Source organism: Flavobacterium branchiarum (assembly GCF_030409845.1).
In the GTDB taxonomy this organism is placed as follows: Bacteria; Bacteroidota; Bacteroidia; order Flavobacteriales; family Flavobacteriaceae; genus Flavobacterium; species Flavobacterium branchiarum.
Map to the genome: position 1 here is coordinate 1,624,030 of NZ_JAUFQQ010000003.1, position 24,637 is coordinate 1,648,666.

Consider the following 24,637-nt stretch of genomic DNA (forward strand, 5'->3'; position numbering starts at 1 on the left):
AAATGGCCCCTTTATTTATAGCATAAAATTATATTCTAATGAAAAAAATAATACCACTGTTAGCACTTCTTTTAAGTGTTAATGCTATTTCTCAAATTTACAAACCAGTCAAATGGACTACAGAAGTTGTCTTTGTATCTGATACTAAATATGACTTAGTAATGGAAGCCACCATTGCAGATGGATGGCATTTGTATTCTCAAAGTGTACCAGAAAACGGACCTGTGCCCACAGCATTTACCATTGCTAAAAATGCCAATTTTGAATTGGTTGGAAAACCAACAGAAGGTACCGGACGAACTGTTAATGATCCTGTGTTTAACATGAAGATTAAGTTTTTTGAAAGTAAAGCCGTTTTCAAACAGCGAATTAATGTGCTTTCTAATAATGCTTTTAAAATTACAGGTGAAGTAGAATTTATGGTTTGTGATGACGCCAATTGCCTACCACCAACTTATGTAGATTTAAGTTTCTCTATTCCTAAGACTAAAATTACTGAGGTAGTTGAAGTAAAAGAGGATAAAAAAGAACTTGCTATAATTACCACAACAGATTCAAATACAACTTTAACTGATTCGGTTGTAAAAGAAGAAATCTCGGCAGATACTGTTTCTAAAGTAGAAAATAAAATAGCTTTGGATGATAAGGGAATTGCGAAGAAAAATGACAAAGCCTCAGACAGAAGTTTATTAGCCATATTTATTATCGCTTTCTTTTCAGGATTTGCAGCCTTACTGACGCCTTGTGTTTTTCCAATGATTCCAATGACAGTGAGTTTCTTTACAAAGCAAAGTAAAAACAGAGCTAAAGGGATTAAAAACGCTGTTATTTACGGATTTTCGATTGTTATCATCTATGTTCTTTTAGGTTCTTTAGTTAGTGCTATTTTTGGATCAGATGCTTTAAATGCGCTTTCAACCAATGTATGGTTCAATGTTATTTTCTTTGTATTATTATTGGTTTTTGCCGTTTCGTTTTTGGGAGCTTTTGAGATTATGCTTCCAAATTCGTGGGCAAATAAAGTAGATACTAAAGCAGATAAAGGAGGTCTTATCGGGATTTTCTTTATGGCATTAGCATTAGCAATTGTTTCTTTTTCTTGTACAGGTCCTATTGTGGGAACGTTATTAGTTCAAGCAGCAGCAGGCGGCAATCAAGTTGGTCCAATAATCGGTATGTTAGGATTTTCATTGGCTTTGGCTATACCTTTTGCTTTGTTTGCAGCATTTCCGGGTTGGTTAAATTCATTGCCAAAATCGGGTGGATGGTTAAATACCGTTAAAGTTGTATTGGGCTTTTTAGAATTGGCTCTTGCATTTAAATTTTTATCAAATGCCGATTTGGTTTTACAATTGCATTTCTTAGAACGTGAAGTATTTCTAGCAATATGGATTGCAATTTTTGGTGTGCTAGCTTTTTATCTTTTCGGAAAAATACAATTACCACACGACTCCCCAATTACACATATTTCTGTGGGAAGATTGAGTTTAGGTTTAGTTTCATTAATGTTTACCATTTATATGATTCCTGGTTTATGGGGAGCTCCTTTAAACATTATTAGTGCTTTTCCGCCACCACAAAATTACAGCGAATCACCTTATGGAGTAGGTGGTTCAAGTAAAGGCGGTGATGCAGGGGCAACTGCAGGGAGAGAAATTCCAGAAGGAGCACATTTAATGGCACCACATAATATTTTAGCCTTTAATGATTACGAATTAGGAATGGCTTATGCTAAAAAAATAAACAAACCAGTTCTAATTGACTTTACAGGATATGCTTGTGTAAACTGCCGAAAAATGGAACAGCAAGTTTGGACAAAAGAGCAAATTCTATCCATACTGAATAACGAAGTGGTACTTATATCCCTATATGTAGATGACAAAAGACCTTTGGCGCCTGGTGAAGAAGTTGATTCTAAACTAAGACCAGGTAAGAAAATAAAATATGTTGGTCAGAAATGGAGTGAATTTCAAACTATAAAATATAAAACAAACGCACAGCCTTTTTATGTGTTAGTAAATCATAACGGAGATAATTTATTAGATCCAGTTGCATACACTCCCGATGCAGATGAATACCATAATTGGTTAAAAACCGGAGTAGCTGCTTTTAAAAAGTAGTAATAAAAGAAATGGCCGCCTTGTTAAGGTGGCCATTTCTTTTATTTAGAAACTAATACATTTGAAGTCAAGTTATGAAAAGCAAATTCATAATCCTTACCCGGACGTTCGTCTTTAATTTGAAGTTCGATTTGATAGATTCCTTTTTCTGCAAAATCAAAATCTAGTATTCCATTTTGTAAATTCTTAAAAGTCTTTAATTCCCCAGAAGGAGTAAAAAGTTTTACCTCAGCTTTTCCGTCAGCATAAGGCGGTACAACAAGATTGATTTTCTTTTGAATCAAATTAAAATTTAAGGGTAATTCATAAGCCACTACTTTCGATTTTATATTTCCAACTTGTACAGCAGACTTTGCATAGAAATAAGGAATGAAAGGTGGCGTATTAGGAAAATTTAACGCTCCAATAGAAGTATTTTTTACAATGACCTGATAGATTCCGTCTTCCTTAGGAGTAAAACTGGCTTGATAATAATCTTGTTGCGGACTTACTTCCAAACGACTTAGTTCGCCTTTAGGACTTTGTAACCACAGTTCGAAGTTTTTCACCATAGCCCATTCTTGACCATTTACGGGCTCCCATTTTTCGCCAACTTCAGCGAAATATACTTTTACCGATTGAGAGATTCCCTTTTTTCCTTGCGCATTGGTTTCAACCCAAAGTGCATGAGCGATGCAATTTTGTAAGCCAAAAAGTAGAATACTAAATAATATGATTCGTGATAATTTCATAAATAGCTAAATGTTATGTGTTAATAATTTTTGATGTTCTCTTTTTCTTAAACTTTCGATTGTACCATATTATAAAACCTGTAATAGGCAAACTGGTACAGATAAGACAGATTATAAAAGTTACTATTTTGGCTGGTAAACCATACCAAGTACCCAGATGAAGTGATAAATTCATATTCTCCATCTTTAATTCTGTTAGTAACTGTGGGGTTAAATTTATTTTTTTACCAGTGTACCTATTAACGTAGTCAATGTCACCTCTGTAAGTAACCATACTAGTTTCCTTTTCTGTACGAATCATAAGCGCTCCAGTTTTTGGATTTGGAATACCAATTGTAATTTGAGGAACGTCAGCTTTTTCATAAGGAACTAAAAGAGCAGCTATAGATAAGGCTACTTTTGTGCTATCAGCCTTTGGTAATGATTTTTGCAAACTGACTCTTTCTGTTGTGCCACTAAAAGCAGTGAAAAACACATTTTTTACAGGTTCGTAAGTTAAAATCAATCCGGTGATGGTTAAGATGATAGCCAATGGTATTGCATAAAAGCCCAATACATTATGCAAGTCAATATTTAACCTTTTCCAGTTGGCATTCCATTTTACTTTAAAACTCTTATTAACATTGGTTTTATTCCATTTTTTTGGCCACCACCAGATAAGGCCAGATATCAATTCAATTAAAAATATTATGGTAGAAATGCGTACAATCTGCGCACCTACTTTACCCAATAAAAGATTGGCATGTACCTCAGCAATAAATCGGAAGATACCATAAGTAAAATCCATTTTTAATACCTGTCCAGTATAAGGATTCACGTAAATGTTTCCTAAACCCAGCAACGTAGGCGTTGCTGAGCGATCAAAACACATAATTTTCACTGATTTGGTAGAATCTTTATAGCTTGTATATTGCATCAGCATAATTTTAGGATACTGCTGTTTTACACTTTCTAAAATAGAATCTACAGGAAGCTTTTCGGCACCATGTTCAACCTTAACAAAACGAGCCTCTCTGTTAACGAAATTATTTATTTCATCATGGAAGACAAAGGCCGTCCCAGTCAAACAGATGACAAAAACAATAATTCCAGAGGTTAAACCTAGCCAGAGATGAAGCCAATTATTAACCTTTCGCCAAGTACTTTTTTGTTTTTTATCTTGTATTGCCATTCATCAATTAATTAGAAGACAAGCGAACAAAACCTTTAACTTCTCCACCACGTGAAATAGTAAAAGCTTGACTTGCCGAAACACCATCTGCATTTAATTTATAATACCCATTAATTCCTTCATTTTTATTGATAATACGAATAAACAAAGCATCATCAATTACCTCTAAATTACCTATGGTAAAACCAAAAGTTGTTAAAGGAAGCCCCGTGATTTGTTTAGATGATTTACTCTCAATATCTACAGCATAAAAACGGTACATGATATCCATTAGGTTACTGTATGAAGGCAATTCGACCTTTTTCTCAGATACATCAACAAATAATTTTCCATGAAAAACTCTTAAACTCCAAAGTTGAGCACCTGCAGGCATACCCAGATCAGTTGATTTTAAAAACCAGCTTTGGTCAAAATCAGTTTGTCCCGCTTTAATACGGAAGATTGTAGAAGGTTGTGGCTCTAATACGCCTAAATTGTTATTGTCCCAACCGGTTGTTACTAAGTAAATACTACCATCAGGAGCTTGAGTCCAAGCAGGAAATTCAGAACGAGCATGTCCTTGATTTTTTACAAAAGAATGCACAATAGTCTTCTCAGGTTTGCTAGTTGCAATATCAATAACAGCCAAAGTATAGTTGCGAGTATTGTCATTAAAGCCAGCACCCCCTTCGCGAGAATAGTTAATATTTACAAATAGCTTGCCTTCTTTGGCTACAATTGTCTGATCGCCTGTAGTTACGTTAGTGCTAATTCCGGTGCCTTTTTCTACTAATTCAGACAGATCAATTTCCCCAGTTCTTTTCATAGTAGTAGGATTGAATTTTTGAATTTTTGTCTTTCCACGATCAGCATCAAAATAAAAACCAGTGTTTTCATCAACCACTAAGTTTTGTGCCGATGTCCCACATTTAATAAAGCCAGATTGTTCTAATATTCCAGATGGATTTAAAGAAAAACGAACAACGCCCGTTTCTCCCGATAGGGTTGCTTTATTAAAAATCCAGTTTTTGTAATGTCTAAAACCACCATAAGCACGTGCTTGTAGCGAATAGCCACCAATATTATCTACAGCACCTGTTGGTAAATTTGTGTATGCAGCATAGTAACCAGCATTTGCGGTTGTACTCTCTGAGGTTAAAAGCACATATTTACCCGTTGCAGAAGGATCTGTTGGAGTTGTGTCATTATTGTCATTATTGCTACAAGATGTAAGCATTAAACCACCCATTGTTAAGGATAGTATCGTAGTTAAAAATCTATTTTTCATTGTTATTTATTTTAGGATTAATATTTCAAAATATAATTTAGTTTTAAGTGGAAGCTACGTCCAGCATTTTGTACTCGGAAGTTATCATAGACCGTTTTGTCGAATATGTTCTTGCATTCAATATTCACAGACAGCAAACGATCTTTCCATGGGGTCCAGAGCACTCCTGCACTTTGAATTGTTTGTGTCGGAATAATGTTAGGCGCATTAACTTTGGCATCTCCCCAAAGTCCTAAAAATCCGTTAGGCTCCGTATCTTTAGGAATATAATCGAGGTAATATTGATGTACATACCCCATGTTCCAATACATTTTTAGCTGATCTTCCTTATTGAACACCTTCGAAAGATGTACATCTGTAGATAAATTAGCAAAGAAGTAAGGCATGTTGCGTAATCGTGCTCCTTCTAAATAATGCAAAAGAGGATCTTCAACATGGTATAAACGAAAATCTTGATAAGTAAAATTTCCATTAAGGCGCAACCAAGACAGGGGAGTTACATGTAAATCAGTCTCTAAACCGATTCCTCTAACTTGCTCCACATTTATGTTTTGTGTATAAATAAGGTTCATAGGAACTGCATGTATCAAATCTTTAGTAATACGATAAAATCCATTTAACTCAAGATCAAAAAGACCTTCTTTACCAGTTCCAAAACCTATGTTACCATTTAAGCTGCGTTCTGGTTTTAGGTTGAAATTCGATAAAGCAAAAGAACCATCGCCCAATATCTCATTCTGTTCAGGTAGGCGAGTTGCTAATTCACCAGAAATTCTCATGAAGGTTTGTTTAGTCCAATCGTATTTTAAGGACTCTGCAACTCCAAAAGTGGAGATATTTGCTTTAGAGGTTTCTCCTTTTAACATTGCTGTACTAATGTCTACTTCTTGTCCGACCATATTAGCATGATAAGCTTTAAGCTGAAAAGTGTTTCTCAATTTATCATCCATTAAGCTAGAATTTAAACCTAATGTTGCTATCGCTTTGTTATAATCTGCGGGTAGGCTTTGTAAGTCCACCGGATTATCACCCGCTGTTTTGCCTCCGTAAGGATCTTTTCCAGTTCGAGAAAAGGCATTATAGATAAAATTAAAAGCAATAGTATGATTAGCAGAAAGAGTATAATTTATGCCTGTTCGAGAAGTGAAATTAGCAAACCAAGCATCCAATAGAGAAGGGTTTCCACTCTCCCCACGTTGATTTTGATTTACAGGCGAATGATACTTACCATACCAATCGTATGAACCTCTTAAAGTATCCACACGCAAACTATTGATTTTGCTGTACACTAAAAACTGATCTACATCGAGACGATCATTTATAAACTTCTTTTTATATCGAATAGTTGGAATAATAGGAGTGTATTGTTCATTATAGGATGCGCCGTAAGGTTTCTCCATTAATGCTGCAAACTGGTTGTCTCGCTTGATATAAAAAGAAGTTATTCCTATGCGGAATTCATCTGCCCAAGATAAATCTCGTAATCCTATAAAGGCTTCACCATAGATTTGTTTATAGGCATTATGAAATAATTTTACTTTTGTCGGAATCACATTGGCAGTTTCCTGATCGGGCACACCAGCGATGACAGAATAATTATTATCGGAATAATTATAAAAAGAGTTCAAGCCCCAGAATAATTTACGGTCGGCAGTATTATACAATAAATTAGCAGATACTCTATGTGTATTAAAAGAACCAACCTCGTAAGATAAGGCTAGGTAACGTTGTTGATCTGCACGAGAAACCATATTAATTGCTCCTCCTAATGCATCTGCGCCTATAGAAGTAGGTAATACTCCTTTAAAGACTTCCACACGTTCGAGCATGTTTACTGGAATTGCCGAAATATTAAAGGCATTACCTAAATAATCAGTAGGGATTCCATCTTTAAAAACTTTAATAGCTTTTCCTTGAAAACCATTTAGCATGATATTAGTATTAGATCCTAATCCTCCCGATTGACGAATTCGAACTCCGGCAGACTGATTCATTAATTCGACCAAGGTTGCCGCTTGTCCTTGAACAGCTTTTGTATCAATTATTTCCGCTTTTATGGTTTCTCTTTTGGCTTTTTTATTAGCACTCTTTCCATAAACTTTAATCTCATCAATTTGGACAGATCCATCCGAAAGAATAAACAATAGTTCCAGATCTTTTTTATCTTGGAGGTTTAAAACTCGAGATTCAGTTTTCATTCCCATAAAGCTCACTTTTAGAGTGTCTGACTTTACAGTAGTAGTAATTAAATTAAAATATCCCTGTGCATCTGTTTGTACTTGGAGATGTGCGCCAAGGAGCATAATATTAGCAGAATGTATCGCGGTTCCGTTTTCAAAAAGAACCTGCCCATGAATTCGTTTTGGCGTATTTTGAGCTGTAACTCCTGTGACTATTGAACAGAAGAAAATTAAAATTGTGGAAGTATAGTATAAGTATTTCATTTAATTTTTAAATTTGCATTATTAAGACTTAATAAAAACAAGTGCAAAAATAGAGAGATAGGTATACGGTATTTACAGGATTATATACGGTAAAGACAGTAATATCTAGGATTAGTACGTTATGATGAAAATTGAATTAAGAAATCCTCAGTTAACTCTTCCTAAAAAAATTATCGAGGTCGATCAAGGGTATATGTTGTTAGGTCAAGAAAGTATTTTAGAGACCCAAACAAAAATTGAAACAAAGGAATTTAATATTGAAAAACGTACGATTCAAATCGACGGAGTGTTCATTCATTTCTACAAAAAGAATATTTTAGAGCAGCAAAAAGTTAAAGTGCTTAGTACTTCGGGTTATATTCAAATGCATTTTGAACTTTCTACAGGAGCAACTTTATATGAATCTAGTGAAAACAAGGGTTCTGTTTTACCTACTTATCAGGGGCAACATATGCTATTTTTTGAACCCCATTTGGATGGTTATTTGACTTTTCCAATTTGTTCAGGTGCTACAAGTGTTGAAATTGAACTTTCGGAAGCATGGTTAAAAAAACAGTTTGGGGAGCAATTATTCTTACTCAAGGATTTCGCTTTTGCTTTAAGAGGAAGTCAAGCCGCCGTTCTAGGTGGAAGAGCCTATCCGATATGTCCCGATATTTATCGAATTATTAAGCAACTTTATGATTGTCCGTACGAAGGGGAATTAAAGAAGTTTTTTATAGAAAGTAAATTGCTGGAGTTGCTCACTATTAAAATATATAAGGCATCAACTAGTTTTCCAACAAAAACTTTAGCTAATATTTCAAAGATAGACAGGGAAAGACTTTATTATTTAAAAGAACTTCTTACATCTATTGATGCTGAACAATACACGATTCAGCAAATGACAGAATTAACTTTCATGAATCGTACAAAACTACAGAACTCTTTTAAACAGCTCTTCGGAATGACTATTCATGAATTTGTAGTCGATAAAAGAATGGAAGAAGCATATCAGTTATTATCGTACTCATCAGGTTGGACAGTTGCTGAGGTAGCAAGAAAGGTTGGTTATAAACATTACAATCATTTCTCGACTGCTTTTAAAAACAAATTTGGGGTTTCACCTAGCAAAATAGTAAACTAATTTCTCTCGAGTATAATTGTGGGCACGGAAAAAATTTCTGCGCTACCGTTGGCACTTAGCCAAGCGACCGCATATCTTGTATGATAGTCATAAAAGTTGAGTTCCAGTGTGGATTTACAAAATTTTTCTAATAATTATAGTGGTGGTTAGCTAATCAGCATGTAATTCAAAGAACATTTTTCAAATACGAAAATAAGTTTAGTTTGTATAATTTCCTAATTAGAAAAAGGTTGAAATCTCATTATTTAACATAAAAAAAGCTCTCATTTGAGAGCTTTATATAGTTTTAAACAAAACCAAATTTCTTTTTAAGAATAGCAGAAATAATTCTATTTGTCTTTATATGATCATGTACATCTTTTAAAAGAGTACTATCAATATTACCAACAACCCTTTCTGGATTTTTAGTTATAAATACTATGAGCATTTCTAGTTCAAATTCTTTTAAATTCGAACAGTCAATATAACTATCATGATCTAAAAAAGCATGTCTCAAACAATCTATTGGTAAATGAAGACTTTGCAGATATGGTGATGGAAATACATTTTGATTTATTTCTGTATTAATAATTACATAAGCAACTGCCTTTTCTTGCGTATTAACTCCAACTAAAATGATATATTTATCATAATTGACTTGTAAATCTTGAAGCTTAATTAATAAGGCATTTCCAATATTGATACTTCTTTGAGCAAATTGGTCTTTTATATTTTGTGGAAATAAATCACCTAAACTCATACTAACTCAATGTTATCATTAATCATCTGTTGATTGATAAACATCAAAACATTATCATCAGCACCTATGGCTCTTGCCATATCTAAATAATTAATAACCCAGTAAGCTTTATTGTAAGCATCATCATGAGATTTATTAGTTAAATCAACAAATGATAAATCTCTATTTTCTTCAATGGATTCATTTAAACATTCAATATCACTCTCAGATAAATAATCTAAATTTGGTTCTATTAAAGGTTGTATGTTGTATTTATGATATTTTGCTACGACTTCTTCTAATCCTTCAATTTCCTCATCTACTACATTTTTGACAAATGAAGGAACTGGACCATATTGCATTTTCACATACGTATCACCAAAAATTGGTCTTCCATATTTCAATAGATGCTTTTGGTCTGCGAAGTATAAAATCTTATATGTTTTGTGAGTGTCAGCTTTTTCAAGATTACTTGTCACAAACAAAAGAGTATTTACTGCTTTTTCCCTATGTAGATTAAAATTTTTCATATTTCAACGGATTATTACACGTTAAGTTGAGAGTACAAAGATATAAAATATAATTCAGAATAATTAAATAGCTAATTCTATGCCAAATACAGAAACAGTTACTCATATTGGAAAAACTTGTTTGTAAGCTCTCTCTGTTGCTGGCTGTCCACTTTGAAATACTTCTCAGTAGTAACAGATTACTTATGACTAGCAAGCTCCTGAACCTTTTCCAAAGTTAGTTCCTTTTCATTGAGTTAATTACAGATAACACCATTCGGATGGTTTTCAGGTTGAAGTTCTTATCAGGAAACAATAATTTTAACGGTTCAATCATCGCATGAACACTGTAAACAGTAATAGGTTTTCCTAGCTTTATAATGATTAGCTTATAGGTTGGTTATAAACATTACAATCATTTCTCGACTGCTTTTAAAAACAAATTTGGTGTTTCGCCTAGCAAGATAGTAAACTAATTTCTCATGAGTTGAATTGTGGATACGGAAAGAGTTTCTGCGCTACCGTTGGCATAACGAATTGGATTCTGTTGTAAATAATAGTCTCATTGTCATTTATTTATAAAACAAAATTGTTAGGAGGGATTTAAATGTAGAATTACTATTGTGTTAAAGCTAAAAAAATGAAATAAAAAAAGGCTGCTCAAGATGAACAGCCCTTAGATTATTTATTATTTGGTACAAATAAATCATCTGCATTTTCGGTTATCGGAATATATAATCTTTCCCATTTTTTACCATGAATCATATCCCAGCTATGCCCTTTTCCTTTTAAATCTTCGGCCAGTAATATAACCCCTGGTTCAATGATAAATGTTGAACCATCACTTACCTTGAATTTAATTTTTCCTTTAAGAGTTATTACGTATTGTCTTCTTGGAGCTGGATGTGCATTTTTTTCCCAGTCTTCGGTTTTATTGCTTATCCATGAGGTTGTTGTATTCATGTGCTTTAAAGTAGGTATCGTTCCTTTTTCAAATCCGCAGCTACCGTCAGGATTATTTATAAGCCTTATAGCAGGCATTGATTCTTCTGGTTCTTTATTTTCTTTGTGTTGCGCATAAGTTAGTAGAGTACCTAATAATGCAAAAATTAAGGTGAAATTTTTAATCTTGTTTTTCATTTTGTTTTTCATTTTGTTTTTATATTTAATTGTTTATTATTTCGTTTGATAAATGGAATCATGAACCGCCATTCTATTAAAAAAAGGTTTGTATTTAGCTACTAATTCTAGATGTTCAGGTAATTTTCCGTAAGTTTCCAAACCTTGTAGAGAATCAAATTCCATAGAAACATTATAGGTGAAAGAATTGTCCATCACAGGTCTTGGTGTTGAATTTGCAGGTTTGCCATAACGTACGTTTTTTACGTAGGGAAGCTTTTTAAGTCCTTCAAAAAAGTTTTGAAAATCCTCCACCTCAGTAGATGTAAGTTCAGGTTTAAGCCAAAACAGCAAATAATGAAAATAAACAGTATTTGGTTTATGAACTTTCTCATTTATTGAGTTAGCAAGCACTTTACCTGTGGTTAAGGCTAGTACTCCTGCGGTTGCTGATTTGATAATAAAATTTCTTCGTTTCATAATAGTAGAATTTTAATTAAAGTCAATTCTGTATTTTAATACAAACTGCCACTTTCTATCTGATACAGTTGCCAGTTTAGCATCATTTAAAGTATAAATTGGACGGTTTTGAGCATCAATTGTAAGTCTTGATGACATACCGTTCATTAGCAATGAAACGCCAGCATCATAAGTCAATGCTTTGTCATGAAGGCCATCAAGATCAGACAGCATAATACTACCAGCAGGCTGTAGTTGCAAGCTGTTTTTATCTTTATTAAAGTAAGGCAGTGTACCGCCAATTTGTACATAATAGGTATTACCAGTCCCAATAACAGGCGAAGCATTTCCAGCACCGTTAAGACTACTCATAGAAGTATTTACTCCACTTGCAGGATTACTGACTCCCGAGTACCGAGTATAGTTAGGACCGTAGTTGTTATTCATTGCCATGGCATAGGCGCTAAAAGAGGTTCCATGTTCTTTATTAATGGGAGTATCGTAGAAAAGATCAATAGCGAAGCTTTTTTGGTCATCATTAATTGTGTTTCCTGCATCGTTTAGATGCCAAAGTGCATTATGCATGTATTCAAATCCTGCTCCAAGCGCTAGGACTTTCTTTTTACCGCTATAAGTTCCCGAATGAAAAGGCGAAGCATTGTTTTCTGTTTCAAAAAATTCATATTTAAAATAACCCGAATAATCTTTATTTGGTGCTGTTTTACTGAAAGTTGCCAAATTATGCTGTGGATCTGTGCTTACATTGGTATATGGATCTGCAATTACCAAGCGATAATCAAGCTTACCTATTTGTCCTTTGGCATAAATACTTAATTCTCTTACCGTTTCATCAGTTATACCTGCATTTCCTGTAGCATAAGAAGGTAAATCGTATAATAACGTATTTAATGGTCCAGTTGTGAACCTGGAAAGACCTCTCCAGGTTGATCTTCCCGCACCAGCGGAAATAAGGTCATTGAATTTGTATTCTGCGTAAGCGTCTAAAAGTTCGAATGCTGGTGTTGTTTTAGAAGCAACATTTACATTGGTCATTCCACCTTGTAATATAAAGGTTAGTTTTTCCGTAGGCTGATAGGCCATTTTTACGCGCACTCTGCGCAGCGATAAGTCTGAGACACTGTTTACCTGTTCACCGTTGACCAAGCTCCCCGGATTAAGAGCAACATAGCGTGCCCATATTTCGGCATAACCGCTCAAAGAAATCGAACGTGTTTTCTGCTCGTTTAAATAATGCGTAAGAGTAGGATTTCCAAAATCGTTCTTTTTTTGGGCATTTACGTTATTTATATACCCTGTTAAGAGAGTTAAACAGATCCCAATTTTTAAATAATTTGTTTTCATGTATAGTTAATTTACATTCTGTTTAGTAGTGATGACTACTTGTTTTTGATGATACAAAGGTAGATTCAGAGTAGTGCTCCGGTCATTAGAAAAGTATTAGAAAACCTTTAGAATGTTATGAGAGAATTAATTGCTTTCGGGTTAAGTGATTGAAGGTTAAGTGTTTTTGTCTGAATTGTAATTAGAGTGATTTTAAGATGCTTTCAGCAAACCAAAATATTGTCGTAAATTTGGCTAGGATTTTAAAAAAAGAAGCAGACTCAAATGAAGATTTTAATAGTTGAAGACAACAGCCGAGTTTCGGCTCTGCTCAAACGCGGATTAGAAAGCCAGGGATATCAGGTTTATATTGCAGAAGAAGCGGAAGAAGGGTTAGTTCTTTTTGAAAAAATTGGTTTCGATCTGATTATTACAGATATTATGCTACCAGGAATGGATGGTATTGCTTTTTGTAAACAAATCCGTCATTCTAAAATAAAAACACCAATTTTTATGCTTACGGCCTTGGGAACTATTGATGAAAAAATTGAAGGATTTGATGCTGGGGCAGACGATTATCTTGTAAAACCTTTCGAAATACGAGAACTCTATGCAAGGGTAAAAGCACTTTTACATCGTAGAGTTGAGACTGGAAATAATAATGAGGAAACTTTTGAGCTGGTTTATAATGATCTTGTTATGGATAAAAGAACGAAAGTTATCTACAGAGAGGGGCTTACTATAAATCTTACCCCCAAGGAGTTTAATCTACTGCAGTTTATGATGCAGAATCCCGAGAGATTGCTAACTCGCGATGAAATTGCTGACAATGTCTGGGGAAATAACTTTGATACAGGAACCAACTATATTGATGTTTACATTGCTTATTTGAGAAAAAAAGTAGATAAAGGTTTTGAGCAAAAACTTATCCATACCAAAGTAGGTATGGGGTTTATTTTAAGCAATAAGATATGAAATTAGTAACCCGAACTGCTCTTGCTTATACTGTTTTAACAGCTCTGATTCTGTTTGTTTTCGCCTATAGTGTATATTTTGTTTCTGAAAAAAATAGGGAAGAAGAATTCTTTGACCGCCTTGATTATAAAATAACCTGGCGTGCCGAGTTTATTTTTGATGCTCGATTAGATGAAAATCTTATAAAGGTCCTACATACCAAAAATAAAAAGCTGCTTAACGAAGCAGATATTAGTGTTTATGACAGTAATTTTGATCTTTATTTTTCGGATAATATACCTCCGCTTGGAAGTAAAAAAATATTGCAGTCTATAAAAAAAAGAAAAACACTCAACTGGTCTGATGATAAATACCAGTATCGTGGTATTTTATACACTAATGCAGATAAAGAATTCTATATAATTGGCAGGGCAGTAGATGTAACAGGGATGAATCACATTAATGCTTTTAAAAAAAATGTGCTTTATGTTTATTTCATTTCTATAGGAGTATTATTTATAGTAGGATTTGGTTTTTCGTATTACACTTTAAAGCCTTTAAAAGATATTATTTTTCAAATAAGAGACATATCGGAGCACAATCTCAATCGACGTATGGTGATTCCAAAAGCTAAAGATGAACTTTATGAACTTACCCAGACTTTCAATGCCACATTTAATCGTTTGGAGAAATCCTTTAATAGCCACCGAAATTTTGTCACTACAATAGCACATGAATTCAGAACGCCACTTTCTATTTTAATCGCAGAGATAGAACTTGGTAAAGAACTCAATCAGACTGTTGAAGATTATAAAGCATCTTTAGACAATGCTTTACAAGAGGCTAATCATGTTTCGGAGCTCTCTACAGCGCTTCTTGATTTTGCTCGGGCTAATTATGATATTTCACAAATTAAATTATCTGACCTACGTATAGATGAGGTTCTTGTTGATGCTAAATTAAACCTACTCAACAAGAAAGATGTAAAATACAAGATTGGTATAAGCTACAGTGATTTAGATCCTACAGATGCTAATTTTTATACCTATTTTGGTAATCCTTACTTATTACAGATTGCTTTTTCAAATATTATGGAAAATGCCTGTAAATATTCTGCAGATCAATATTGTCATATAGAAATAAAGGCTTCTGCAGAAAAAATAATTCTTATTTTTTCTGATAACGGAATAGGAATCCCTGCGTCAGATTTAGAACATATTTATGATTTGTTTTACAGGGGAAAAAATAAAAGTTACCAAAATGGTTATGGAGTAGGACTGTCTATTGTTAAACAAATTGTAAGCTTACATAAAAGCACAATTGATGTGAGTTCAGAGGTAGGGAAAGGTTCTATATTTACAATTACACTCCTAAGTTAAAATAGTTTAAATAAGATACATCTAGCAAACGAATTTAGGTGCTGTCACATTTATTAACGACTATTATCTTTAGAGATTCAAAATATATAAAATGAATACCAAAGGGCATTAAACACTTAATTGCTCAAAAGGACATACCATTTTCTGATTCCAAAATAGAAGCATTTAATAAAATTATCAAACATCAATTTTTGTTACTGAAAAATGTACTAAATAGAGAACAGCTAGAGTCTTATTTAGTAGAAAATGTGCTGACTTATAATGCGATACGTCCACAATTCTCCTTGCATGGAGATAAAGCTTTAGAAACTTTTTCAGGAAAACCGATAGCGTTAAGTACATACAAAATGCATTTTCGAGAAGAGAAAATCTTAAGAATAGTAGCAAACCAACAGAGTAGGTGTAAGAGTTGTAATTGATATTGGAAAAGTAAAAATCCAATACCCGAAATCCATCGGTATTGGATTTTTTATAAATTGAATCTTTTAAATATTTATTTTGATTCTTTTAGGATAATAACATTCTCTGGTTAATTCCTTATATGGGACCGTTTATAATTATAATTCGGTTGATTGTTATCTGGTCATATTATTTATAAAGCTTACCATCACACTCAAAATTAAAACTCAAGACAGTATCTTTTTTATGAATACTGAAAATTAATTCCCCTTTATTTTTTATGATAGTATCGCCGATAATAATATCTTTTTTATAATTAGCCCACCATCTATCACTTCTATTAGAATTACAATCGCACTCTTTTTTGGTTACTGGATTTATTCCTTTATAATCAAATCGGGCATCGGTATCACTTGGTATTTTTTGTACGATTAATAAACATTCATCTCCTTTTAAATCTTCTGCCTCCGACTTACAATCTCCCATTGGACCGCAAGAAAAAAGACACAAAGGCAACCATAATAAAATTATATATTTCATGTTTTTTATTTTTAAAATAATCTTCTGGTATAATTAACTCCTCCATTAAGACCTGTACTCGGTTTAAAATTGAAAATGAAACTATTGGTTAAAACTCCTTCACTTTTATTAAAATCAAACTGCCCTTGCCCGTTAACTCTAGCGCTTTGATAATGCGACACTCCATAGTTAGAATAAGTGGCAGAGCCTCCTTTTGAATAACCTTTTAATCCTTCAAATATAGAAGTGCCTCCATACGTATCATGTATATCAACAGATAATCCCGCTCCAGTACTAAATCCTCCTGAACTGGAAAGCCCAAAATATTTCGGAGGAATTTCTAATTCCGGAAAAAGTTCGGTCATCTATAATCAAAGATTTTTCACCTTTGATTATTTAAAATATCAATGACTCTAGTGATTTCTTAGCGAATGCAGGCAAAACTGAGTCCATATTTTAGTCTTTTGGTACATTTTAACCTTGTTCTAAAAACAATAAGCCACTCCGTTATAAAATAGCTTATTTTACAATATTTATTATGAATCTCTTTGTGGGCACGGTTTCGTGTTTCTTAAATTCTATATGCGTAACAGTGAGTCACTCGCACTAGTGTCAATTTTATATACTCTCAATAAAATCTGTAAAACTATTATTTCTAAAAACAGACTCTTCTTTTGACATACCAATAAATGGCATTTCATAAATATCGCCTGTAATTCTTTCTATTGCAAAAGCAATATCTCCTCCATCAGAACCAAAAATAAAAAATTCAGGTGCATATTCTTCTACATTATAATCTTTATTTAATTGAATCATCTCTGTTAATGCCCACAAAAGGATAAAATTTTCATCAGTACTTATATCTGCTCCATCAGTTTCTATAAAAAAATCAATAAATCCTTCAGGCAAAATAAAATCGATTTGTTTTAAAAATAAATCGATTTCTTCGGAAGTTGGGGCTACATTTTTATTTATACTTTTCATATTATATTATTTTTTAGTACTTCGCATTAAACTATTCCAATAGTTAGTGTATACACTATGCTGTTGTGGTGTTAAATAAACTTTATTTACAAGATCTGTTGGACTACCTCCAAATTTTACTGGATGTATTTCATGTATTTGCAGACCTTTCAATCCTTCCGGATTTGCTCTACGCAAAGTAGCATTTTTTGAATTTGCTAAATTCCTTGCTGTTGTATACTCTGAACCTTCTAGTAATCTAAAAGGCCCTGTTGGTTTTACACCTCCTACAGGATAACCTTTCCAATCAATTACCGAAAATGAACCTTCTTCAATTGCAGTAGTATTAACAACAGTACTTTCGGAATTAACAGCCAGAGGAGCCAATTCTGCTGTTGTCCCCATTCTCATGTATAAACCTTCTATTCCCGTTTCCCAAGCACGACCGATCATCGCAAACGCTAATAAAACCCTATTTAACGGAAGTAATTTCTCTTCATTATATTTTCTCCATTTTTCCTGTTCTTCTGGTGATTGAGGATCCGCCTTAGTTTCTTTTTTCTTTTTTGGTGGATCTATCCCTCCACCATTATTTGAAGAATTACTATCACTATCTTCAGTTGTACTATCTCCACTTTTACTACCACCCCTAATAGAATCAGTCCAATGTCCTCCGTTTTTATTTAAATAATCACTTTGAAACATAGTAGCCCCCCCAGCACCGTCACCTCTATTACCTTCTGCAGTACTCATAGCACCCCCTGATTGTGCACCTGTTGGCGCCATACCATCAGGATCAATAAAATACACAGGATTATTTAGTGCATAATTATATGGAGAATTCCTTCTTGAAATTTCTGCTAATGGGTCAATATTCATCCATCTGCCTAACGCAGGATCATAATTACGTGCGCCATAGTCGTATAAATTCAGTGATAGCTCATCTTGGAGTTCTTTTCCGTTGTATTTATATTTATTATTATTTGGTAGGTTAACATTATATCCTTCGTGTTTTAAACCAAAAGGATAATAATTGTTTTCTTCAAGAATTTCAAGAACGTTTTGTGCATTTTTCTCTGTAACGAAAATAGATTTACTTTAATTATTTTCCTAATTAAATAATTACTTTAGGGATTACAAATTTTTAGTATTCTATATACTTCTTAATCGACTACAAAAACCTCTTTCGAAAATAAGCAATCATCTCTCCTTAATGTTATTTTATCTGATGGCATATTTTTTTGGGGTTTTAAAAATTTATTATCTCGTATAACTATATTTAATGTTTGCTTACCCTTTTTTTCAAAAACAGCTTTAAATTCAAATTTGCCTGTGTTTAGTGAATCAACATATGATAATAAACGATTATTGTCAATTTCATCATAATTGGCTAGTTCTTTGTTGATATTTGTTGATAATAAAAGTTCCAAAAACCTGCTACTAGTAATACTAGAATCACTGTTACTGGCATAATATTGGAGTTTACCGTCAACGACTTTATTTATTTTTACAGTATCAGGAAAACTACAATACAAAATTTTACTCTTATTTAACTCTTCTTTTGAACTTTCCTCTTTTTTGTTATTACATGAAATAATAATCAATGCAATAAATATACATTTAGTTATCTTAAAAATCTGTTCCATATTTTTTGTTGAAATTTATGATATCATTTTGCTATTTGTTTTTAGCTTCATTCTATTTGCTTTAAATTCAAGAGCAAGATCCTCGCACCAGCAGGGATACACTACCTATCTAATTGGAAACTTCTTTAAGTCTTCTTTCAAAGAATCTATTATCGATTCTAAATCTAATGATTTTAAATCAAAATAAATTTTATATTCCTCATCAACACCATGTATATATTTATCTTTATTTGGATGAAAATTGAAATCTAAATTCACAATTAAAATTTGCTTACTTCTTTCATAACTAAATGAAAGTTCATGCTCTAAAAAATTTATTCTTTTACTTATGGGTAAATCTTTTCTCAATTTTAAAAACCAGTCGTATAAATTAACTAATTCAAAAGTATTTAAAAATGCTCCACTATTTTTCCATCTATTTTTATCATCTTGGGCATAAATAGTTATATTAAGCCAATTCATATCCTCTTTAAATTTAGAAAATTGAAATTCATAACTATTAATGGTTAAAGAAAATTGCTTATAAGTATCTTTTATTAACATAACTATCTAATATTTTTTGCAGGCCTAATTGCCACAATAACTTTTGTTTCGGCATTCCAGATTACCTCTAAGTTTTTTATAAGATTTGCCTAATGCCCCCTCCAGCATCAAAAGGAATTCCCTTATTAAATATTTGTTTAATATCGTTTAAGGTGTTAAATCCTAAGTTTGAGATTCTAATGTCTTTCAATCTCTTAATTGCATGACCTGAAAGAGTAAAACCTGTACCTTCAAATGCTCTTACGAGTTGTTGGTGAGTTAGACCTCGTAATGACATATTTTGAATTAAACCTTTAAACTTAAGAATTGACAATCCGCCTTCAATGCTTATATTTCCCAGCATTCCAGAACCTCCTAAAGGTCTTAACATAAAGACGGTTCCATCCGCATTTACTTGATAAACTAAACCTGTTTCTGGGTCAGTCCACTCTTTTTTTTCTAAGGTAAACCAAATTTTACCCATAGTTGACGTTTTTGCTTTAAGAACTCTTCTCTTAGCTGGGTATTTTTTAATTGTAATTTTTAGATCAGAAAGCGCTATGGCAAATAATTGGAATATTTAAGTATCAGATAATCTTATGTTAACGAATTTAAAATCAATGCCGTGTCCTTCATTTTTATCTGTCTGGTTAACAGCCATTGGTTTCTATTTAAAAATAAAACCGATACTACCTCTTTCTATTTTTTTAATTAATGTAAGTTGTTTTTTATATATGTATAAAGTATCATTATCAATATTTGGAACTGCTCCATATTTTAAATATTCGTTTTGATATGTCCGACCATCGAATACTTTTTTTGAAGTTCTACTTTCTATATTTAGAAAAACACATTTACTGCTCTCTTGAATTGGTATATCAACTATAGGAGAAAATTCACAGCTACTGTTTTCACAAATTATATTTTTCAATAAAATCATGTCTGTCTTTTTTTTGTAAATAGCTTTTGACGTTATCTCTCTATACTTAATGTCCATATCATCACAGTAGAAGATGTTTTTTAATGTGCATACACTGTCGTTTTCAAAAAATAAAGTTAGTTTTCGATTCGGACTTTCGTATATATATTCCTTACCTGATATTTTATTCATAGTTGAACAAGAGTATAAAGTAAGGATTGTTGCAAATAAGCATATATTTTTTTTCATATTATTATTGTTAATAGTATGTTGGATTAGTAGCAGTAAAAAAACACTCTTTTTATAGAGTGGTCTTTATTGTTTTATAGGAAATAAACTTAATATCTACATTAAAGTACATCATACATTATCTTTAAAAATCTTGTAAATCATAATTAAAATTAGTATGCTTATACCAATTATAGCTTTCATAACAAAACCTTTTTGAATTTCATCAGAATCATTCGATTCTTTCCAATCTTTTTTACCTCGTAAAAGGCAAATAATTAAGAATATTACCAAAACCCCTAATACAATAAAATCATTCATATCAATTTTATTTAAACATTCCCGTTTTAGTTTCTCTCATTAAATCTACGGACTTATCAGCAGCTATCACTTCTAAATTTAGAAGAGTACTTGCTGTTTCTGGCGCTTCCAATGATTTAAGAGTTCCACCTCCAATACTCGGAGCAATCATCATAGCGCCTTTTGTTAAGGTTTTTTCCGTTGAAAAGTTTCCTGTATTCACATCATTCAATATGTCCATTCCAGTTCCTGCATTAGAAACAATATCGCCATAATATATCAAACCAGAACCAAATGGAGCTCCAACACCCGTAAGAACCATTTTCATTTAGTTTATAAGAATAATTACTATTCCCATCTGGAGATGTACCTTCGATAGAGCCACTTTTAAAAACATCAGTAACATTCTTATGCTCTGCTTTTGCTTCTTTTTTATTTTTTACTCCTTCATCATAAATTACTTGTTGCTGTCCACTTTCAATACTATTTACCTTTATTTTTTTCAATAAATTCAATAATTTCTTTTAAATAATCAGGTGTTGAAGTAGGAAATTTGGGAAATGAATCTATCATAAAAATAATTGATTTCACTGTATTATTTATTCGATAAGTAAGTTCGTAACGAAATGAACTTATTTTATCAATAGAAATAATATTTTCGAATGATACTTTCTCATTCTTAATTTCAAGATACTTATCACCTAAATAAACTTCTTCTAGTTTTCTAAAATTAAATATCCATGCAAATAGAAAAATTAAAGTTGGAAAAAAAATAAAAGCTAAATTTTTAAAAGTCAAATCAAAGATGGTAAAACCAAAAAGCAATACCAAAGCATTAATTAAAAGAATAATTGGCACAACTTTTTTTCGAAAGTACGTTGTTTTACTAGATATTTTTTTCATAATATTAAAATTTAACTCCTATTTTGAATCCTCCTTCACCTCCAATACCGATTCCTTGACTATAATTAAGATTAACTCCTATAAATTGTGAATCTTCTGATACTTCATATGAAAAAATTCCATATCCAATTGAAGCAGAATGTCCTTCGTTTTTATCATAAGTATATTGCGCACCACCTTCCATACCACCACCTACAACAATTTTATGTGTCTTTATCTTATCCAATCCTTCTTGATTAGACCATGAATATCCCCACTCATTATATTCTCCTGGTGTAACACGTGCAGTATGTTTTAATCCTACATCATAATATGTTCCTATTTTAAGTGATGTTGAAGCTTGTACATATGTATGAGTAGATAACCAATCATCTACTGCTTTAATTACTTTTTGTCCATTTTTTTGCCATTGAGCATACTTTTCTTTCTTAGCTCCTTTTCCTTTGCCACCTTTACCGGGTCCGCTTTTTCCTTTTTCGCCTCCGCCACCAGCAATATAATTTGGTTCGAAATCAAAATTATCTACAAATTGACTCTTCTTCGAGGGTTAGTTAATGCACTTTGATAATGCGACACTCCATAGTTAGAATAAGTGGCAGAGCCTCCTTTTGAATAACCTTTTAATCCTTCAAATAAAGAAGTGCCTCCATACGTATCATGTATATCAACAGATAATCCCGCTCCAGTACTAAATCCTCCTGAACTGGTTTATGGGGAGCTCCTTTAAATATTATCAGTGCTTTTCCGCCACCACAAAATTATAGCGAATCACCTTATGGAGTAGGAGGCTCAAGTAAAGGTAGTGATGCAGGCGCAACTGCAGGTAGAGAAATTCCAGAAGGTGCACATTTAATGGCACCACATAATATTTTAGCCTTTAATGATTACGAATTAGGAATGGCTTATGCTAAAAAAATAAATAAACCAGTTCTACTTGACTTTACAGGATATGCTTGTGTAAACTGCAGAAAAATGGAACAACAAGTTTGGACAAAAGAGCAAATTCTATCCATACTGAATAATGAAGTGGTACTTATATCCTTGTATGTAGATGACAAAAGACCTTTGGCGCCTGGTGAAGAAGTTGATTCGAAACTAAGACCGGGTAAGAAAATAAAATATGTTGGTCAGAAATGGAGTGAGTTCCAAACCATAAAATATAAAACAAACGCGCAGCCTTTTTATGTGTTAGTAAATCATAACGGAGATAATTTATTAGATCCAGTTGCATACACTCCCGATGCAGATGAATACCATAATTGGTTAAAAACCGGAGTAGCTGCTTTTAAAAAGTAGTATAATAAGAAATGGCTGCCTTGTTAAGGCAGCCATTTTTCATTTTTGTTATAGGTAACATTATTATAACGTGTTAATTAAGTTTTGTTTCTTATAACTTGAATCTCTTTGTGGGTTATATAAACACCTAATCTGAAACACTACCCAATTATTTTAAGTACTTGGTAAAGAAAGAAAAAAAAGAAAATGATACTAGGTAGAGAAAGGATAAAATTAATTTCACTTTTCTCCTCTTTATTCTTGAAAAATCGGAATATTGTCTTCAATGAAAAATGAACAGATAATATTAAAGAAGGATAGAATAGAAAAAAATTAATTAAAGTAAAATATTGTCTGCAATAGTCACTATAATAAAATATTTGTAATAAATAAATTAATATAGCTAATACTAAAAAACTTAAAGAAAATTTGACATTTTTTTTCATTCTAAATTAATTTTTATTAAAGTTAAATCCATTTTTTATAGCTCTTTGGTCTTCAATACTATCTTGAAACAATTCGTTTGCCTGCGAACCAAATCTTAGAGAACTATAATTAAAACCATTCATTCCCATCCAATTGCCCCACATAAAATTTCCAGCATCATATAAATTGTAAATTGTTTGTGAATTTCCAAATCTAAAATAATGCATATAAGAGTTATAATTTGATCTCATTGTACCTTCTTCCAAATAATTTTTTTCTGCCTGTGAAAAATATTTAGGAACTAAAAAACTGACAGTAAAATCAGCACTACCTCTTGACATTGATGCGGCAATGAACCAAGCCTCACTTAGTTTACCTTGTACTCTTAACATTAACGGATCTAAGCCTGCTTCAATTACTGCTTTCGCAACCTTTTTTGTTGATATTGGATAATATAAACGATCTCCTTCAGCCCAATCTGGAAAATCACCTGTTCTATTAGCATATGCAAAATCACTTTTTTTATCATTAAAATACAATTGTTTGCCTTTCTCATCATAGAACCTATTAGGTTTATTATTTTTTACAACCTTTGTAACCCTTCCATTTGCACCAATTGTGACATCATCAGGAGGAGTATCCTTATTTCCATCATCATCGCGATATTGGTCAGTCCAATGTCCTCCGTTTTTATTTAAATAATCACTTTGAAACATAGTAGCGCCCCCAGCACCGTCACCTCTATTACCTTCTGCAGTACTCATAGCACCCCCTGATTGTGCACCTGTTGGCGCCATACCATCAGGATCAATAAAATACACAGGATTATTAAATGCATAATTGTAAGGCGAGTTTCTTCGCATTTGTTCCGCTAATGGGTCAATATTCATCCATCTTCCAATCGCAGGATCATAATTACGTGCTCCGTAGTCGTATAAATTCAGTGAAAGCTCATCTTGGAGTTCTTTTCCGTTGTATTTATAATTATTATTATTTGGTAGGTTAACATTATATCCTTCGTGTTTTAAACCAAAAGGATAATAATTGTTTTCTTCAAGAATTTCAAGAACGTTTTGTGCATTTTTCTCAGTAACGAAAATAGATTTACTTTAATTATTTTCCTAATTAAATAATTACTTTAGGGACATAAAAAAGTCATCATTTCTGAGGACTTTCGAATGTTATCGAATTAATATTTT

At 32.6% G+C, this 24,637-nt stretch carries 27 protein-coding genes and 2 pseudogenes; 6 read left to right on the forward strand and 23 right to left on the reverse strand.

Annotated elements, in window-relative coordinates; all coding sequences use genetic code 11:
• Positions 1-38: 38 nt before the first annotated feature.
• On the forward strand, positions 39-2,120 hold the full coding sequence (locus tag QWY99_RS07780) for a protein-disulfide reductase DsbD family protein (protein WP_290263423.1): 2,082 nt from the start codon (positions 39-41) through the stop codon (positions 2,118-2,120).
• 41 nt (positions 2,121-2,161) lie between these two features.
• Here the strand turns inward: QWY99_RS07780 and QWY99_RS07785 are convergent, their stop codons facing one another.
• Genes QWY99_RS07785 through QWY99_RS07800 form a run of 4 tightly spaced genes read right to left on the reverse strand, consistent with a single transcriptional unit; the run spans position 2,162 to position 7,733 of the window.
• Positions 2,162-2,851: a hypothetical protein gene (locus tag QWY99_RS07785; protein ID WP_290263425.1), complete on the reverse strand. Its 690-nt coding sequence runs from the start codon at positions 2,849-2,851 to the stop codon at positions 2,162-2,164.
• 13 nt (positions 2,852-2,864) lie between these two features.
• Positions 2,865-4,022, reverse strand: coding sequence for a PepSY-associated TM helix domain-containing protein (locus tag QWY99_RS07790; protein WP_290263428.1), 1,158 nt, complete (start codon positions 4,020-4,022; stop codon positions 2,865-2,867).
• A gap of 7 nt (positions 4,023-4,029) precedes the next feature.
• Complete coding sequence (locus tag QWY99_RS07795) at positions 4,030-5,289, reverse strand: DUF4374 domain-containing protein (RefSeq protein WP_290263431.1); 1,260 nt, start codon at positions 5,287-5,289, stop codon at positions 4,030-4,032.
• A gap of 17 nt (positions 5,290-5,306) precedes the next feature.
• Positions 5,307-7,733, reverse strand: a complete 2,427-nt coding sequence (locus QWY99_RS07800) for a TonB-dependent receptor (protein ID WP_290263434.1) — start codon at positions 7,731-7,733, stop codon at positions 5,307-5,309.
• A gap of 124 nt (positions 7,734-7,857) precedes the next feature.
• Between QWY99_RS07800 and QWY99_RS07805 the strand changes: the two genes are divergently transcribed.
• Positions 7,858-8,859 (forward strand): helix-turn-helix domain-containing protein, encoded by a 1,002-nt coding sequence (locus QWY99_RS07805; protein WP_290263437.1) that lies wholly within the window; start codon positions 7,858-7,860, stop codon positions 8,857-8,859.
• A 286-nt stretch (positions 8,860-9,145) separates the two neighbouring features.
• Here QWY99_RS07805 and QWY99_RS07810 read toward each other — a convergent pair whose 3' ends face one another.
• Both QWY99_RS07810 and QWY99_RS07815 read right to left on the reverse strand, forming a co-directional pair.
• The gene (locus QWY99_RS07810; RefSeq protein ID WP_290263440.1) at positions 9,146-9,598 is read right to left on the reverse strand and encodes a hypothetical protein; all 453 of its coding nucleotides are present in this window, start codon (positions 9,596-9,598) and stop codon (positions 9,146-9,148) included.
• Complete coding sequence (locus QWY99_RS07815) at positions 9,595-10,107, reverse strand: Panacea domain-containing protein (RefSeq protein WP_290263443.1); 513 nt, start codon at positions 10,105-10,107, stop codon at positions 9,595-9,597. The genes QWY99_RS07810 and QWY99_RS07815 overlap by 4 nt, the downstream gene beginning before the upstream one ends.
• Positions 10,108-10,514: 407 nt before the next feature.
• Here QWY99_RS07815 and QWY99_RS22260 point away from each other — a divergent pair.
• Positions 10,515-10,562: pseudogene (locus QWY99_RS22260) on the forward strand (hypothetical protein); the annotation flags it as partial.
• A gap of 205 nt (positions 10,563-10,767) precedes the next feature.
• Here the strand turns inward: QWY99_RS22260 and QWY99_RS07820 are convergent.
• From QWY99_RS07820 to QWY99_RS07830, 3 genes are read right to left on the reverse strand one after another with little or no spacing between them, the layout of a single operon-like run.
• A complete protein-coding gene (locus QWY99_RS07820) occupies positions 10,768-11,226 on the reverse strand; it encodes a cupin domain-containing protein (RefSeq protein ID WP_290263446.1) in 459 nt (152 codons plus the stop codon).
• Positions 11,227-11,262: 36 nt separating this feature from the next.
• Complete coding sequence (locus QWY99_RS07825; protein WP_290263449.1) at positions 11,263-11,685, reverse strand: Dabb family protein; 423 nt, start codon at positions 11,683-11,685, stop codon at positions 11,263-11,265.
• A gap of 12 nt (positions 11,686-11,697) precedes the next feature.
• Positions 11,698-13,026: a hypothetical protein gene (locus QWY99_RS07830; RefSeq protein WP_290263451.1), complete on the reverse strand. Its 1,329-nt coding sequence runs from the start codon at positions 13,024-13,026 to the stop codon at positions 11,698-11,700.
• A 264-nt stretch (positions 13,027-13,290) separates the two neighbouring features.
• On the opposite strand from QWY99_RS07830, the gene QWY99_RS07835 reads away from it, so the two are divergent.
• Positions 13,291-13,980, forward strand: a complete 690-nt coding sequence (locus QWY99_RS07835) for a response regulator transcription factor (RefSeq protein ID WP_290263455.1) — start codon at positions 13,291-13,293, stop codon at positions 13,978-13,980.
• Positions 13,977-15,338, forward strand: a complete 1,362-nt coding sequence (locus QWY99_RS07840) for a HAMP domain-containing sensor histidine kinase (RefSeq protein WP_290263458.1) — start codon at positions 13,977-13,979, stop codon at positions 15,336-15,338. Before QWY99_RS07835 ends, QWY99_RS07840 begins: the two co-directional genes overlap by 4 nt.
• Positions 15,339-15,926: 588 nt before the next feature.
• On the opposite strand, the gene QWY99_RS07845 is transcribed toward QWY99_RS07840, so the two are convergent.
• The 13 genes from QWY99_RS07845 to QWY99_RS07905 form a co-directional block, all read right to left on the reverse strand.
• Entirely contained in the window at positions 15,927-16,277 is a 351-nt protein-coding gene (locus QWY99_RS07845; RefSeq protein ID WP_290263461.1) for a hypothetical protein, read from the reverse strand.
• A gap of 11 nt (positions 16,278-16,288) precedes the next feature.
• Positions 16,289-16,621, reverse strand: a complete 333-nt coding sequence (locus QWY99_RS07850) for a hypothetical protein (protein WP_290263464.1) — start codon at positions 16,619-16,621, stop codon at positions 16,289-16,291.
• A 253-nt stretch (positions 16,622-16,874) separates the two neighbouring features.
• Positions 16,875-17,240, reverse strand: a complete 366-nt coding sequence (locus QWY99_RS07855; protein ID WP_290263466.1) for an SMI1/KNR4 family protein — start codon at positions 17,238-17,240, stop codon at positions 16,875-16,877.
• Between the two features lie 6 nt (positions 17,241-17,246).
• On the reverse strand, positions 17,247-18,308 hold the full coding sequence (locus tag QWY99_RS22310; RefSeq protein ID WP_379690672.1) for an RHS repeat-associated core domain-containing protein: 1,062 nt from the start codon (positions 18,306-18,308) through the stop codon (positions 17,247-17,249).
• Between the two features lie 74 nt (positions 18,309-18,382).
• Positions 18,383-18,865 (reverse strand): hypothetical protein, encoded by a 483-nt coding sequence (locus QWY99_RS07865; protein WP_290263470.1) that lies wholly within the window; start codon positions 18,863-18,865, stop codon positions 18,383-18,385.
• 105 nt (positions 18,866-18,970) lie between these two features.
• On the reverse strand, positions 18,971-19,408 hold the full coding sequence (locus tag QWY99_RS07870; RefSeq protein ID WP_290263473.1) for a WapI family immunity protein: 438 nt from the start codon (positions 19,406-19,408) through the stop codon (positions 18,971-18,973).
• A gap of 76 nt (positions 19,409-19,484) precedes the next feature.
• Positions 19,485-19,871 (reverse strand): hypothetical protein, encoded by a 387-nt coding sequence (locus QWY99_RS07875; RefSeq protein WP_290263476.1) that lies wholly within the window; start codon positions 19,869-19,871, stop codon positions 19,485-19,487.
• A 183-nt stretch (positions 19,872-20,054) separates the two neighbouring features.
• Positions 20,055-20,555: a hypothetical protein gene (locus tag QWY99_RS07880; RefSeq protein ID WP_290263479.1), complete on the reverse strand. Its 501-nt coding sequence runs from the start codon at positions 20,553-20,555 to the stop codon at positions 20,055-20,057.
• Between the two features lie 111 nt (positions 20,556-20,666).
• Positions 20,667-20,855 carry a hypothetical protein gene (locus QWY99_RS07885; protein WP_290263482.1) on the reverse strand — a complete coding sequence of 63 codons (189 nt, stop codon included), beginning with the start codon at positions 20,853-20,855 and terminating at the stop codon, positions 20,667-20,669.
• 7 nt (positions 20,856-20,862) lie between these two features.
• Complete coding sequence (locus QWY99_RS07890) at positions 20,863-21,156, reverse strand: hypothetical protein (protein WP_290263485.1); 294 nt, start codon at positions 21,154-21,156, stop codon at positions 20,863-20,865.
• Positions 21,089-21,340 (reverse strand): hypothetical protein, encoded by a 252-nt coding sequence (locus QWY99_RS07895; protein WP_290263489.1) that lies wholly within the window; start codon positions 21,338-21,340, stop codon positions 21,089-21,091. The genes QWY99_RS07890 and QWY99_RS07895 overlap by 68 nt, the downstream gene beginning before the upstream one ends.
• A complete protein-coding gene (locus QWY99_RS07900; RefSeq protein WP_290263490.1) occupies positions 21,318-21,737 on the reverse strand; it encodes a hypothetical protein in 420 nt (139 codons plus the stop codon). The genes QWY99_RS07895 and QWY99_RS07900 overlap by 23 nt, the downstream gene beginning before the upstream one ends.
• A 4-nt stretch (positions 21,738-21,741) precedes the next feature.
• Positions 21,742-21,963, reverse strand: a complete 222-nt coding sequence (locus tag QWY99_RS07905) for a hypothetical protein (RefSeq protein WP_290263493.1) — start codon at positions 21,961-21,963, stop codon at positions 21,742-21,744.
• Positions 21,964-22,442: 479 nt separating this feature from the next.
• Between QWY99_RS07905 and QWY99_RS07910 the strand changes: the two are divergent.
• Positions 22,443-23,033 (forward strand): annotated as a pseudogene (locus tag QWY99_RS07910) (thioredoxin fold domain-containing protein); the annotation flags it as partial.
• Between the two features lie 431 nt (positions 23,034-23,464).
• Here QWY99_RS07910 and QWY99_RS22315 read toward each other — a convergent pair.
• The gene (locus QWY99_RS22315) at positions 23,465-24,538 is read right to left on the reverse strand and encodes an RHS repeat domain-containing protein (RefSeq protein WP_379690674.1); all 1,074 of its coding nucleotides are present in this window, start codon (positions 24,536-24,538) and stop codon (positions 23,465-23,467) included.
• Between the last annotated feature and the right edge of the window lie 99 nt (positions 24,539-24,637).

Coding starts and splice junctions, on each gene's coding strand:
- QWY99_RS07865 (WP_290263470.1), bottom strand. CDS start 18,865: ATGGAACAGATTTTTAAGATAACTAAATGTATATTTATTGCATTGATT.
- QWY99_RS07885 (WP_290263482.1), bottom strand. CDS start 20,855: ATGAATGATTTTATTGTATTAGGGGTTTTGGTAATATTCTTAATTATT.
- QWY99_RS07855 (WP_290263466.1), bottom strand. CDS start 17,240: ATGAAAAGTATAAATAAAAATGTAGCCCCAACTTCCGAAGAAATCGAT.
- QWY99_RS07800 (WP_290263434.1), bottom strand. CDS start 7,733: ATGAAATACTTATACTATACTTCCACAATTTTAATTTTCTTCTGTTCA.
- QWY99_RS07825 (WP_290263449.1), bottom strand. CDS start 11,685: ATGAAACGAAGAAATTTTATTATCAAATCAGCAACCGCAGGAGTACTA.
- QWY99_RS07870 (WP_290263473.1), bottom strand. CDS start 19,408: ATGTTAATAAAAGATACTTATAAGCAATTTTCTTTAACCATTAATAGT.
- QWY99_RS07790 (WP_290263428.1), bottom strand. CDS start 4,022: ATGGCAATACAAGATAAAAAACAAAAAAGTACTTGGCGAAAGGTTAAT.
- QWY99_RS07785 (WP_290263425.1), bottom strand. CDS start 2,851: ATGAAATTATCACGAATCATATTATTTAGTATTCTACTTTTTGGCTTA.
- QWY99_RS07835 (WP_290263455.1), top strand. CDS start 13,291: ATGAAGATTTTAATAGTTGAAGACAACAGCCGAGTTTCGGCTCTGCTC.
- QWY99_RS07840 (WP_290263458.1), top strand. CDS start 13,977: ATGAAATTAGTAACCCGAACTGCTCTTGCTTATACTGTTTTAACAGCT.
- QWY99_RS07810 (WP_290263440.1), bottom strand. CDS start 9,598: ATGAGTTTAGGTGATTTATTTCCACAAAATATAAAAGACCAATTTGCT.
- QWY99_RS07815 (WP_290263443.1), bottom strand. CDS start 10,107: ATGAAAAATTTTAATCTACATAGGGAAAAAGCAGTAAATACTCTTTTG.
- QWY99_RS07795 (WP_290263431.1), bottom strand. CDS start 5,289: ATGAAAAATAGATTTTTAACTACGATACTATCCTTAACAATGGGTGGT.
- QWY99_RS07845 (WP_290263461.1), bottom strand. CDS start 16,277: ATGAAATATATAATTTTATTATGGTTGCCTTTGTGTCTTTTTTCTTGC.
- QWY99_RS07890 (WP_290263485.1), bottom strand. CDS start 21,156: ATGGTTCTTACGGGTGTTGGAGCTCCATTTGGTTCTGGTTTGATATAT.
- QWY99_RS07830 (WP_290263451.1), bottom strand. CDS start 13,026: ATGAAAACAAATTATTTAAAAATTGGGATCTGTTTAACTCTCTTAACA.
- QWY99_RS07880 (WP_290263479.1), bottom strand. CDS start 20,555: ATGAAAAAAAATATATGCTTATTTGCAACAATCCTTACTTTATACTCT.
- QWY99_RS07805 (WP_290263437.1), top strand. CDS start 7,858: ATGAAAATTGAATTAAGAAATCCTCAGTTAACTCTTCCTAAAAAAATT.
- QWY99_RS07875 (WP_290263476.1), bottom strand. CDS start 19,871: ATGGGTAAAATTTGGTTTACCTTAGAAAAAAAAGAGTGGACTGACCCA.
- QWY99_RS07780 (WP_290263423.1), top strand. CDS start 39: ATGAAAAAAATAATACCACTGTTAGCACTTCTTTTAAGTGTTAATGCT.
- QWY99_RS07850 (WP_290263464.1), bottom strand. CDS start 16,621: ATGACCGAACTTTTTCCGGAATTAGAAATTCCTCCGAAATATTTTGGG.
- QWY99_RS07900 (WP_290263490.1), bottom strand. CDS start 21,737: ATGAAAAAAATATCTAGTAAAACAACGTACTTTCGAAAAAAAGTTGTG.
- QWY99_RS07820 (WP_290263446.1), bottom strand. CDS start 11,226: ATGAAAAACAAGATTAAAAATTTCACCTTAATTTTTGCATTATTAGGT.